General features: G+C 37.5%; 10 protein-coding genes. All 10 read right to left on the reverse strand.

Features of this window, described 5'->3' with window-relative positions:
- Positions 1 to 4: 4 nt before the first annotated feature.
- The 10 genes from LOK78_RS01505 to LOK78_RS01550 all read right to left on the reverse strand — a co-directional run bounded on the left by LOK78_RS01505 (position 5) and on the right by LOK78_RS01550 (position 13,775).
- Entirely contained in the window at positions 5 to 1,006 is a 1,002-nt protein-coding gene (locus LOK78_RS01505; RefSeq protein ID WP_232633264.1) for a glycoside hydrolase family 43 protein, read from the reverse strand.
- Position 1,007: 1 nt separating this feature from the next.
- The gene (locus LOK78_RS01510; RefSeq protein ID WP_166957712.1) at positions 1,008 to 2,348 is read right to left on the reverse strand and encodes an MFS transporter; all 1,341 of its coding nucleotides are present in this window, start codon (positions 2,346 to 2,348) and stop codon (positions 1,008 to 1,010) included.
- A gap of 30 nt (positions 2,349 to 2,378) precedes the next feature.
- Positions 2,379 to 4,346 (reverse strand): glycoside hydrolase family 127 protein, encoded by a 1,968-nt coding sequence (locus LOK78_RS01515; protein WP_232633265.1) that lies wholly within the window; start codon positions 4,344 to 4,346, stop codon positions 2,379 to 2,381.
- A complete protein-coding gene (locus LOK78_RS01520) occupies positions 4,346 to 5,587 on the reverse strand; it encodes a glycoside hydrolase family 47 protein (RefSeq protein WP_232633266.1) in 1,242 nt (413 codons plus the stop codon). Before LOK78_RS01520 ends, LOK78_RS01515 begins: the two co-directional genes overlap by 1 nt.
- A gap of 15 nt (positions 5,588 to 5,602) precedes the next feature.
- A complete protein-coding gene (locus tag LOK78_RS01525) occupies positions 5,603 to 6,913 on the reverse strand; it encodes a BNR repeat-containing protein (protein WP_232633267.1) in 1,311 nt (436 codons plus the stop codon).
- A 51-nt stretch (positions 6,914 to 6,964) separates the two neighbouring features.
- Positions 6,965 to 7,951 carry an arabinan endo-1,5-alpha-L-arabinosidase gene (locus LOK78_RS01530; protein WP_232633268.1) on the reverse strand — a complete coding sequence of 329 codons (987 nt, stop codon included), beginning with the start codon at positions 7,949 to 7,951 and terminating at the stop codon, positions 6,965 to 6,967.
- Between the two features lie 4 nt (positions 7,952 to 7,955).
- Positions 7,956 to 8,957, reverse strand: a complete 1,002-nt coding sequence (locus LOK78_RS01535; protein WP_232633269.1) for a glycoside hydrolase family 43 protein — start codon at positions 8,955 to 8,957, stop codon at positions 7,956 to 7,958.
- A gap of 5 nt (positions 8,958 to 8,962) precedes the next feature.
- A complete protein-coding gene (locus LOK78_RS01540) occupies positions 8,963 to 10,564 on the reverse strand; it encodes an arabinan endo-1,5-alpha-L-arabinosidase (RefSeq protein ID WP_232633270.1) in 1,602 nt (533 codons plus the stop codon).
- Positions 10,565 to 10,575: 11 nt separating this feature from the next.
- Entirely contained in the window at positions 10,576 to 12,117 is a 1,542-nt protein-coding gene (locus LOK78_RS01545; RefSeq protein ID WP_272490911.1) for an alpha-N-arabinofuranosidase, read from the reverse strand.
- Between the two features lie 95 nt (positions 12,118 to 12,212).
- Positions 12,213 to 13,775, reverse strand: coding sequence for a RagB/SusD family nutrient uptake outer membrane protein (locus LOK78_RS01550; protein ID WP_232394051.1), 1,563 nt, complete (start codon positions 13,773 to 13,775; stop codon positions 12,213 to 12,215).
- Positions 13,776 to 13,789 lie beyond the last annotated feature (14 nt).

The following is a 13,789-nucleotide window of genomic DNA, read 5'->3' on the forward strand; positions in this document are numbered from 1 at the left end:
CATTTTAATAATATTCGAAAATGGGTCTGCCGTTATCATCAAATTTTACTTCCATCACTCGGGCGTGACGGTTTGGATCATATAATGGATCTGCTATTATTTCTTCCAAAGGTCGCTTATCGGATTTTGGGACAAATTCTGGATCACCAACTGCCTTTTCATAATCTCTAGCGTGGTAAACACTTAATGGTTTTCCATTCTCATCAACTGTAAAAGAGTTGTGCCCTGGTCCATAAATCCCTTTCTTTTCATTAGTCTGCAAAACAGGATATCTGGATTTCTTCCAAGAATTTCTATCTAATAAATCGGCATCTTCATCTGCTTCCATAAGTCCCATACAATAACATGCTCCAGTCGCACTTGCAGAAAAAGTGATGTAAATTTTACCGTTGTTTTTAATGACTGCAGGTCCTTCATTGACCCAAAAATCGATGCGCTCCCAATCGTAATCTGGAGTGGTGAGCATAAACTGGGTGGTTTTTAATTTTATGGGTGATTCCATTTCAGCCAAATACAAATTAGAAGCAGCAAATTGCCCCCCTGTTTTCTCAGCCCAACAGAAATAGCGCTTTCCATTGTGGTCGAAAACGGTTCCATCAAGAGAAAAATCGATAAACGTTTTGTTATCTCCATCGGCGGGTTGCATTTGTCCCAGTTCAATCCATTCATCATTTAAAGGATCTTGACCTGAACACTCCAACACATATGGTCTTAGTTTCCAAATATCTTCCTCTTCACTAGCCGCAAAATACACATACCATTTTCCGTCTAAATAATGTATTTCTGGTGCCCAAATATGGCGGCTCATAGGTCCGCTATCATGCTTTTTCCACACATTAAATGTTTCAGCATCTTGCAATTCATTTATGGTTTTAGCACGTCTGAGTTCAATAACGTCATAGGTAGGCACCGAACCTGTGAAATAGTAATAACCATCCGTATGTTTATAAATAAACGGATCGGCACGTTGCAATACAATAAGTTTATTTGATCGGCTTGTATCCATTTTAAATATTCAATTTTGCTTTGATTGTTTCGTAATATGAATCGGTAATTTTGTATCGGAACATCAATAATCCCATTATCACATGGAAGACTCCCGGAATAATCGTTAACATGAGGGCAATACCAACCAATGCTGTTTCGCTTTGTACTGTATCAGGAATGTATCCAAAGAAATCTAACAAATATCCAACGGCTGCTCCCGCGATTCCCATTCCAAATTTTTGAGCGAATGAAATGCCTCCAAAAGATAATCCAGATACCCGTTTACCCGTTTCTGCATGTCCATAATCCACTGCTTCTGCAATGGCAGACCAGAAAACAGGCGCATGTAAATCGACTACAAATGATAAGATGAAATATAAAATATAGGCCAACATCATATCACCGGGTTTAATCATAAAAAACATAATCACACTAATAACACCCACTGCCAATTGGGTATATTTAAACATCTTGACTTTACAATAATGCTTGGTAATCAAAGTGGATACAGGCATCGCCAATATAGCTGCTGCAACGCCCGTTCCCATAAACGTTGATTGCACGCTGGCATCACCACCCAGAAAATATTTAGCGTAAAAAATAGCTACCGAACCACGAATTACATAACCCACGGTCCCTGTGAAACAAACCCCAAACAGCAATGTCCATTGTCCGTTTTTAATCAATAATTTAAATTGCTCCAATAGCGGTTTGTCATCTACTTTATGCTCTACACGTTCTCTGGTTGTAAAGAAGCTAAAAAGGAATAACAGGGTTCCCATGAGGGCCATGATTCCCATTGCTAATTGATAACCTCTAGCCAAGTCATTTTTTCCTAGTTTTTCTGCTAAAATTGGCACTACAATTGACACTAAAAAGGCGGCAATCTTTGCAAAAAATAATCGGTATCCATTAGCCGATAATTTTTCTTGTGGGTCACTGGTCAAAACACTAATTAATGAGATATAGGGAATTGTCACAGATGTGAACATGATGGTCACAAAAATATAGGTGATGTAAGCATAAATAAGCTTTCCTGTATAATCAAAACCTGGGGTGGTAAACGTCAAAAAAACGGAAATACCAAACGGGACTGATAGATAAAGAAAATAGTGTCTATACCTTCCCCATTTGGTTGTAAACTTATCAGTAATCAATCCCATTAACGGGTCTGTAATGGCGTCTATCAATCGAACCAAAAGGAATAATACCGCCATGTCCTTTGGTTTCAACCCATACACATCGGTATAAAAGAAGGTGATGATTAAGAACATTGAAGAAATTACAACGTTTACTGCTGCATCGCCTGAACCATATCCTATTTTTTCAAGGATGCTTAATTTTTGATTATCTGATTTCATATATAGTCTTCAACTCTAGGCTGAAATGAATTAGTTATTGTTTTTTGTTTCCGGCAACCAAACCTTCATTTTGTTTACGCCACGATTTGACCAAGTATAATAAGGAATTGCTTTTAATTGATCATTTGAAATGGTATTGACACCTTCTAAGATATCTTCTTTTTGAACTGAAAATTGGTCATTTGCTGACACTGAAATAGTATCGAAATTTGGGTTATCCACTTCTTCTACTGCATATACTAAAGGACCATACTCCAGAGATAATTTACCTCTATCTTCTTCCACGTTTTCATTTGCTTTTACGGCACGAACTTCCATTGGGAAATGGATTTCAATGGCATCATCTGCACTCCAGTTTCTTGTAACTTCTAAATAACCATCCTGAATAGCTGTTTCTACCTTTTCTCCATTGATGGATAAAGTAGGTTGTGATTCATAAGAATTTGCATAAGAATATAAATCACTTGGCAACACTTCATTTCTACTCCAACCAGGCACACGGAATTTTACTTTTACTTCAAAGTCTGCTTCAACAGTCATGTTTACCGTTCCATTCCATGGATAGGATGTGCTTTGGGTAACTTTAACAGCTTTTCCATTTAAATCTATTTCGGCTTCATTGGATGCATATAAATTCACGTAAACCGAATTATTTCCTTTCGAATAAATCAAACCAGGAATAGATGGCACAAAACGAATCACGTTAGTAGGACAACACGAACAATCAAACCAAGCTTGACGCGTACATGAACCACGATTGGATTTGTAAACTCCATCAGACTCCAAGGCATTTGGATAGAAAAAGTTGGTGCCTTCTAATGACAAACCAGAAATTAAACCGTTGTATAACGTTCTTTCGATAACATCAAAATATTTAACGTCACCATACAAATTGTGCATTCTGTGATTCCAATACACATCGCCTATGGCTGCGCAAGTTTCATTATAAGCTGTTAGGTTAGGTAGTTCATAATTAGCCCCAAACTGTTCGCCGTCATGTTTTGCTCCAATACCTCCCGTGATATACATTTTTTTGGATACCATATTGTTCCATAATTTGTTTACTGCTGCTTCATATAAACTATCATTCTGGATAGCAGCAATATCTGTCATGGCTGCATACATATAAACGGCTCTTACCGAATGACCAACAACTTCTTCCTGTTGGATTACAGGAATACTATCTTGAGAATAAGGCCCAAATAAGTCATGATTTTCAGGGTTTCCACGATTATCCAAAAAGTATTTAGCTAAATTGATGTATTCTTCATTTCCAGTAATCTGATATAACTTTATTAAACCAGACTCTATAATTTGATGTCCCGGAACAGCCTTTATTTTTCCTTCCTCATCACCGAAGGTTTTCACCATTAAATCAGCATTTTTTATTGCTATATCCAAAAAGTTTCTTTTCCCTGTTGCTCGGTAATGAACTGCAGCTGCTTCATACAAATGACCCGCATTGTATAACTCATGACTCATAAATAACCCATCCCAACGTTCCCCTTTAGGAGTTTGAACCCAAGTTGCAGGGGGTTTTGCAGGGTCAATGGTTCGCCATGTGGTTAGGTAACCATCCTTTTCTTGACCTACTTTTATAATAGAAACCAAGGAATCTACCAAGGTTTCCAATTCCTTATTTGGTGCACTAATTAAAGAATTGGATGCTCCTTCTATAATTTTATAGACGTCTGTATCATCAAACGGCATTTCTCCTCTTACTTCACCTTTCATTTGACCTCCTGCTATCAAAAAATTATCAAACCGCCCTTCTTCTTCACATTTTGCAATGGCATAGTCTATGGTTTTTTCTTGAACCCGTTTAATGATGGGCAACCAAAAATCATCAGTTACTTTGACATGCTGAATGTCGACAGGTTCAATGGGATACCCCATACCGGAACCCGGTTCCTCTACTTTTGTAACCTGAGTCTCAGTATTGCAATTGAATATCAATAAGGAAACTCCAAAAATCAATATTTGATTTATTCTTTTCATTAAGAATTATTTCTTCTGTTTGTATTTAATTCCTTGTATCTTATCATGGCTTCAACAAAATAGTAATCGCCGTAAGTCAAAGGCACATCTATTTCACTATTATTGGGTAAATCACCTACCCCATGTTTTAAAAGAAACCCGCCATTTTTTCCTTTCTGAGCCAAATAATGTGGTGTCATCAAGTTTTTCAAAATTCTTTCAGCACTTTGATAATAGGTTTCTGATTTTCCTTCATCGGAAAAGGTACTGAGTTCCAAAAATGCGGAAGCCATGATAGCAGCAGCCGATGAATCCCTATAAGTGTTTGGAATTTTCGGTGCATCATAATCCCAATAAGGTATTTGATCATCGGGAAGATTTGAATGAGTTAAAATAAACTCCGCAATTTGTTGTGCTTGATTTAGATATTTTGGGTCCTGTGTAAAACGATACATAACAACATACCCATACAATCCCCAAGCTTGACCTCTAGCCCATGCTGAAGAATCAGAAGCTCCTTGTCTTGTTATTTGAGCTTTGACATCTCCCGTTGCTTCGTCATAGATAACTTCATGATAAGAACTATAATCCTCTCTAAAATGATTTCTCAAAGTTTTGTCAGCATGTTTTACAGCTATATCATAATAGGTACTATCTTGAGTATATTCTGTAGCCCAAAATAACATTTCTAAATTCATCATGTTATCAATTATGACCACTAAATCATCTTCTCCTGCCCTATTCCAAGGCGCACTATCCCAAGACCTAATTGCTTGAACGGTATCATTATATCGTGTCACTAAGGATTTAGCACTATTCAATAATATGTCTTGATATTCTGGGTTAGGTTGTAACCTATTGGCATTTCCAAAACTGCAATACATCATAAAGCCTAAATCGTGGGTTGATTTGTTATATTGCTCTCGTTTCAAATCGGCCATAAATGAAATGGCTTCTTCTTTTAGTTTGGGAGCATCAATAGCTTCATCTAGGTAGAGTAAAGTTCCCGGATAAAAACCACTACACCACCAACCTGAATCACTGGTAACCAAACTATCATTTTGGAAGGTCCTAGGGTAAACCCCTGGTTCAACTTGTTGACTTAGGTAAGAATATTGTTCTACAGCCAACTGTAGGGTACTGTCAATAGCTACAAGAAAGTCATTTTCTTTGGGAACCTGCAAACTACTTTGTTCCTTTTGTTTGCAAGAAACTACCCAAAGACATATTAAACTTCCTATAATAATTTTGCTAAAATTCATTCTTATTTTGTCCTATTAATTATCTCTAAATTCAACAATGTAAATTGGCTGCGGATCTATTTTATCTAGACCTTCACCGTCAATTTGGGATACTTTTTGCGAAAACACATGGATTTCATTTTTGGTTTTCCATTGATTTACATCGTAATTTGGTTCCCATTGACCAACTTCTATATTTGAAATATCGCTTAATTCCCAATTAACTTTATTCAAATTCGTCTTGGCAAGGGTCATTCTATTACCCATCTCCTCATCTCTAAACAAAACGTAAACACCCTGGTCACCTACTAAAATTTTTGGTCGGGACAACGGAATCCTTTTAGTTCCTCCACCAGTCAAACTAAAAGCCGTTTTGTGGAAGTCGGTATCCATTAAATGCCAATTATCATCTTTGTGATAAACCACCTTATATTGCGGTGTGCCTCCTTGCAAGCTCCAATAAGAAGCAATAAAAGGATTTCCTTCTGAATCTGTATCCATGGAAGTCTGATTAATCAAATTACTTCCCTGGGGGATATAACAAGCCACTTCTGCAGTTTCTTTGATTATAGGAATTTGATATTTCTCACCATTTGATTTTTCCCAAGTAAGGCCATTATCGGTTGATATCGCATAACATAAATCATGATTAGTACCCACATCCCATGTTTCCCGCCACACCCTTGAAAGATGAATGTTTCCTAATTTATCTATAGTAGTTTGCCAATAGGCATTTCTTGCATCTTCTCCACTTATTAAATCGTTCTGAATTTGTTTCCATTCTTTTGACTTTGGATTGTACAAATTCATTACCAGATTGCCATTTCCAGATTCACCAGAACGATATAAAAACAATAATTTACCGTTTGGCAAATTGTGAAACTCTGGATACGTAACCGAAGATTCTAGTAAACCGGTCATCTCTAATTCTTCAGATAACTCAATTCCCAAAGGATCTATACTTTTTGCATATCTCAAGGGAGAGTTATGTTGATCCCAACTAACATGCAAGTAACCAGCATTATCTATAGCTATGCTGATACTGTTGTGGGCATCTTGAATATTCCCTTTATATTGTGTGATGTGTTTTAGCCACTTATTAGTTCCCAAGGAACGTTTGGCTAATACCATGTAACCTTCTTGATTGTAATAAGCTGTAAATTGAAATTCGTTATTAGAGGTTAAGGCTTGATTTCTAAAGATGACTGTATTTATGGAATTTCCGCTCCAACCAAGCCCTACTTTTGATGAAGCAATTGATTGAGAAAAACCTACACTTTCACCTAGAAATAAGCCAATATAGATACTTAATAATATGAGTTTGTATGTCTGTTTTTCAAATTTCATTTGGTTATTTATAGCATATTTTTCATCCAAAAAAAACATCAAGTATAAATATTACTCCATTGGCTTTAAAGTTGGCCAGCCATCAACCCAGGTAATTTCTTTGACTATTAATTTTGGCAATCCTTTGTCATGGGCATCATACCCATGCATAAAATTATAGTCCTTCCCTTCAAAGGTAAAAACACTGTTATGGCCTACCCCATACCAATTTTTATTGCCCTCAATTACTAAAGAGCCACCACCTTCATTAAGTGGTTTCCCTTCTTGATCCAGATATGGACCAGTTACCGATTTTGAACGACCTACCACTAATTTGTAGGTGCTATTTTCTCCTCTGCAGCAGTAATCCCATGACAAAAACAGATAATAATAGGCTCCCTTTTTGAAGATAAAAGGCCCTTCTAAGGCAGCATCTCCTGCATCGGCATCTGGAATTTCAGGACTACGCTCCCTACTTGCTATAGGATACCATTCCTCGGGTTGTGCCATGGTTTTCAAATCTGGATTCAGTTTGACCATCTTCAACCCACTCCAAAAAGAACCAAAAGACATCCATGGCGTTCCATTTTCATCAAAAATTAAATTAGGGTCAATGGCATTCCACATATCTCTATTTGGCACTGATTGAATTACTATACCTTGATCTTCCCATTGATAATTAGGATCTTTAGGATTTAACGTTTTATTAGTTACTAAACCAATAGCCGAAGTGTTTTTACCAAAGGCCGAAATAGAGTAATACAAATAATATGTTCCGTTGTGGTGGGTTATATCTGGAGCCCAAATATGCCCGTTGAATCCAGGCGCAACTTCTTTGGCCCACTTGGGACTCTCAGCAAAGACAGGATCTCCCTGTTTCCAACTTTTTAAATCTTTGGAAGTAAAACTTGTAATACCTGGTCCAGTACAAAACAAATAATAGGTATCTCCTTGTTTAGCCACAACTGGATCGTGGGTAATAGGCTTGTCAGTTTGGGCGCAAGAACATAATGACACCAAAGCCAACAACACTGTTAAATAATACTTACCTTTTTTCATGATTTTATTTTTGAATTCCCTCAGATGTCATTACAACCCTCTTAAGGGTACCATCTTCGTTATATTTTAATTCATCAATGCATACCGATCTCCTAAAACTGCCTCCATTTGGCTGAATGCCTCCAGTATGATAAATAAAATAATCTTTGCCTTTATATTCTAAAATTGCTTGGTGATTGGTATTACTATTCCCCGCCAATTCATTTAAAATACCTTTATACTCCCAAGGGCCTTCGATAGATTTACTCATGGCATAGGCCGTTTTCTCTGGAAATTGATAGGCATAACTTAAATAATACCAATCTCCTTTTTTATGAACCCATGGCGCTTCAGTAAAATGAGGAAGGTCAACCGTATGAATATCCCCATCAAACTCTATCATATTATCCTTCAATTTTGCCCAATAGCATTTTGTATTTCCCCAATACAGGTAAGCTTGGTCGCCATCCATAAAAACTGTTGGATCAATATCATCCCATGAGATATCCGTATCTGTTGTCATATCATTGGTTACCAAGGCACGTCCCAAAGCATCCTTGAAAGGACCTATTGGTGAATCAGATACTGCAACTCCAATTGCTTTCCCAGGATGTGTATCGTCATGTTCAACCGTTACGTACCAATAAAATTTACCGTTGCGCTCAATGACCTGAGCCGCCCAAGCATCACCCTTTGCCCAAGAAAAATCGGTGGGTTTTAATGGTACTGGGTGCTCTTCCCAATCGACCATATTGGTTGATGAAAAAACCAACCATTCATTCATTCGGTAAAAATGAAAATCATTGGGAGCCTCATCATGACCCGCATACAGATAAACCGTATCCTCATAAACCAAAGCTGCAGGATCTGCAGTAAACTTATCCTTTATAATAGGATTATTAATTTTTAAAGGTTTTGAAGTTTCAGACGCTTTAGTTTCTGTTGCTACTTCTTGATTCACCTTATTCTGATTATCACAGGACACCAAACTGGCTAAACCTATTATGACGAATAAAAAGTTTTTCATGGTCGTTAATTTTTCTTACCCCAAATTGGTCTACCGTCATCTGTAAATCCAGTATAAGTAATCGTCACTTTTCTTGGCGATCGTTCCCAATCCCAAGCATCCATTAATTTACATTCTGCTCCATTGATGTAAAGTGTTCGGGTATTGCTATCTAATTCCCAAGTTCCCGAAACTCCTCCTGCTACGGTTCCATCTGCATAAAAATTCACATTGACAGCTGTTTGTTGTACTTGATATTGATATTGCATCGTTATTTGTTGCCATGAACCAACAATATCTTCTTCTGTAATTTCAGTTTCTGGAACATCGGCAAATCTTTCTGGAGCTACTGCAGGCCAACCATCTGAGGTCCATCTTATTTCCCTAACATGTCCCATCATCACTGCATTAGACACATTAATCCCTGGAACTCCTTCTGGTAATCTTGCTTGAGAAGCATAATACCATTTTTGGGATACAGGATCTTTGAATATGGAACAGTGTGAAAAACCAACCCAGCCAGTATGATAATCAAATTTATATGGATGGGTCAGCATAGGCCAGCATTCGGCCCCTTCTGAAACATTTCCTCCATCCATACCAATGTAAGGCCCTAAAATATTTGTTGATCTTGCCACCCTAGTGTTATAGGCTTTTGACAATTCATCATAAGCTAAAAAGAGGTAGTAATAACCTGTATCTTCATTATAAATAATTTCTGCCCCTTCCAAACCTTGCCATCTATTATTATTTAAATTACCTCTTCCAGCAATTCTTGTCCCATAATCTTCAATAGTTTCCAATTGAAAAGGCTTACCAGTAATGGGATCTAACTGAACAGCAGCAATACCGGTATGCCACGATCCATAAATAAGCCAATGCTCTCCTTCAGGGGTTTGAATATAACTGGGGTCAATGGCATTAAACTTGTAATAACCGCTCCAATCGTTACAGCTATCCCTATAATAATCTTCCAATCCATCTGGAACCGCTGTAACAACCATACCTTTATCTTCCCAATTATTGGAAGCTAGATCGGTTGTTTCCATCATTCCAATATAAGGACGCTCTCCCCATGAGGCACAATTATCTGTCCCCACAATAAGTTCATTGACAACTAAACTGTAGTACATTCTATAAACACCATTGACTTCGGTAACAGCAGGTGCCCAATAGCCGTAGTTCGGATTTTCAATAATGGGCAACCCCATAGCAATACGATTGTCATTCATGGAATCTTTTACCCAGGTAGGGGCTTGATCCATGGTACTACCTAAATATTCCCAGTTTACTAAATCTGTAGAACGCCTTCCATGAAAATGACCATGGCCATCATGAGCATTCCCATATGAAGCATCTGTTTGATACATATACCAATAGTTTCCCTGCTTGACAACAGTTGGGTCATGAATATTGGCCAAATTCCATTGACTTCTATTACTCCAAGAGGCTATTGGTGTATAATCATCTGCATAGGTTGGCCCGTCAAAAGTGTCCTCTATCGGATCATTATTACCATCTCCACCTGATGGTGGTGGCGTTACTTCATCTTCCTTAGAACAACCTAAAACTAGAATCAACATGAGGCCAAGAAGAGCCTTTAAGTAGTTTAATTTTTGACGTACCATTTAATATTATTTTATTCTCCCTCTAAGACAACCACCGAAAATGGCGGTAGGGTTACTGTTAATTTTCCTTTTTTCAACTTAAAATCACCGAACTCCTGAGGGGTTATCTGGTTTGGTGAATCAAAAGTGTTATGATCTTGAAGTTTTCCAGACTTTAGAATGGTTCCAGAAACTTTTTTGAATCCCAAAGCTTCCACATCAAGTTCGACTTCATTTGATTTTTTAGAATCTATGTTTACTAAAGACAAATGCTTTTTCCCTTGCTGATCCTTTGATGCTGAAATTGAAATAGCTGGCAAAGTTTCACCATTAAATTCATAACTAGGTGACTCAAATTTAACTGGGATTAAAGTGGCATCCTGATGCACATTATACATTTTCAAAACATGATAGGTAGGTGTCAATAACATCTTATCTCCATCAGTCAAGATTACGGCCTGTAATACATTAACAGTTTGTGCCAAATTGGCCATTTTAACTCTATCTGCTCGATTATTAAAAATATTTAAAGTGATACCTGCAATCATAGCATCTCTCATGGTATTCTGTTGGTACAAGAAACCTGGATTAGTTCCTTCTTCCACTTCATACCATCCACCCCATTCATCAACTACCAATGCTATTTCATTTTCTGGATCATATTTATCCATAATGGCGGCATGTTTGTCAACCAATTCTTCCATTTTAAGAGCTGTCTGCATCGTAGAAAAATATTGGCTTTCATCAAATTTGGTTGAAGACCCTTTTTTATCCCATTCTACAAAAGAATAGGAATGTAATGCGACTCCTTCAATCAAACTTTTTGGAATGTCTCTCATGAGTACTTCTGTCCAATGATAATCGGCAACATTAGCTCCAGAAGCAATTCTAAACATCCCATCACTATTCGTCCAATCGGTCATAAAGGTGGCGTATTGCCTATAAATATCAGCATAGTGTTCTGGTCTCATATTACCACCACAACCCCACATTTCGTTACCAACACCCCAAAATGTCACTTTCCATGGCTCTTTTCTACCATTTTCAGCACGATAATCCGACATGGGAACTCCTACTTCTCGTGTAACATATTGTGTATATTCTGTAAATTCCTGAACTGTGCTACTTCCCACATTTGCCGCTAAATAAGGCTCTGTACCCAAAACCTCACACAGATTTAAAAAATCATGGGTTCCAAAACTATTGTCTTCAACAACACCACCCCACCATTTGTTTACCATGGTTGGTCTATCTTCTTTAGGACCCACACCATCTTTCCAGTGGTAGGTATCCGCAAAACAGCCTCCCGGCCATCTCAAATTGGGAATTTTTAAGGCCTTCAAAGCTTCAATGATATCATTTCTTACTCCATTGGTATTAGGAATGCTACTATCCTCCCCTACATAAAATCCATCATAAATGCACCTTCCTAAATGTTCTGCAAAATGTCCATAAATGTGTTTACTGATTAAGGGGTCGCTATCGCTTGGTTCAAAGGACACCTTGGTTTGGCTTATCATGTTTTGTGCAAAACATAATACCAACACTAAAATTCCTGCTTTAACTCTTAACATACTTCATTGATTATTTTATGAAAAAGGCCGCGTGATTATTCGACACGGCCTTTTTCAAAACTAAAGACTAACAATTCAAAAAAAATATAAATATTTTAGTATCCCGTGTTCTGTTGTGTAACTAAAGGATTGTTATCCATTTCAGATTGAGGTATTGGGAAATACTCTCTACCTGGAACATACGTTTGAAACTCAGGATCTCTATCTTTTAACCATTGTAATTTGGCTGGATCTTGCAACCATCCCCAACGGCGAATATCATCTGATCTATGACCCTCTAATGGAAATTCCAAGAATCTCTCATGAGCAATTTGATCTCTCATTTGTTGTTGGGTCATATTTGGTTGAGTGACGCTTAAATCAGGTAAATTAACGCGGTCTCTTACCATTTGAATATAATCATAAGCCAACGGCGTGCTTCCTGTTTCATTTAAGCATTCAGCATACATCAATAACACATCGGCATATCTCATGATTCTTTCATTAATTCCAGATCTCCAATCAAATTCATCTGCAAATTCTCCATCAGAATTTTGATATTTTCTACAGAACAAATCATTTAAATCTCCAGGGCTGTTTGCATAAAAGGTTGCAAAATCATGTCCGTAAAGCATCATACCTCCTGGCTTGTTGTAAAACATAGTGGCATCCAATCTTGGATCGACCTCACCATCAATAGTAGCTTCAATTTGATAATCGTTGTACAGTGTCCAAGTTGGTTGAACATCGGTCCATCCAAATGCTCTCGGCGCATAGGTAATAGCTCTAGCCGAAGTTTTTCCCCAACCAGAAGAAGGTTCTCCACCCCATCCTAAATCAACACCAAATGCATCTCTATTAAATTGAACTTCAAAAATAGATTCCACATTATTCTCATTGGCAGTAGTGAAGTTATCTCTATAATTAGCCACCAAGTCGTATACATTTAAGTTGATTACATCTTCAAATGCATTTCTTGCATTGGTAAAATCTTGAGTAAACAAATAGGCTTTCCCTAAATATGCTAATGCAGCACCTTTGGTTGCTCTTCCTTTATGACCACTATCTGGTCCATCTAAACCATCATAAGAAACTGGCAACAATTCTGAAGCTGCCATAAAATCTGCTTTAACCTGAGCCCATCCCTCTTCTTGAGATTTTTGCTCATGATAAATTTCTAAGCTGGTCAAAGGAAGTGGCACATTCTTGAACATATTGACTAAGTGAAAGAAATATAAACCTCTTAAAAAGTGAGCTTGACCTAAAATTCGATTCTTTAAGGCTTCATCCATTTCAATAGCTGGAACATTTTCCAATACTTGATTTGAACGGTACACCCCTTGATAATAGGTTTCAAACGCCCACCCATAAATAGCGGCATCAGATACACTTGTATTGAACTTTCCAACATTAGCCATAGCACCCCAAGGGCTTAAACTCCTAGCTCCGTCACTTTTCAAATCCAACAACAACGGCGTACTACGCATATAAGTACCATCAGTCAACAAACTACCATAAGCTGCATTAACCCCTTTTAGCGCATCGTTTTCATTTTCCCAAAATGTATCGGCCGTTTGCACATTGGGATCTACTTGATTTAAATCATCTTCTTTAACACAATTGGTCATCAATAAGGATGATGCAATTGCTACGGAAAATAGTATCTTTTTAGTTTTCATATTTTTCAATTTTC

This window comes from Mangrovimonas futianensis (assembly GCF_021245805.1).
GTDB classification, from domain to species: Bacteria; Bacteroidota; Bacteroidia; order Flavobacteriales; family Flavobacteriaceae; genus Mangrovimonas; species Mangrovimonas futianensis.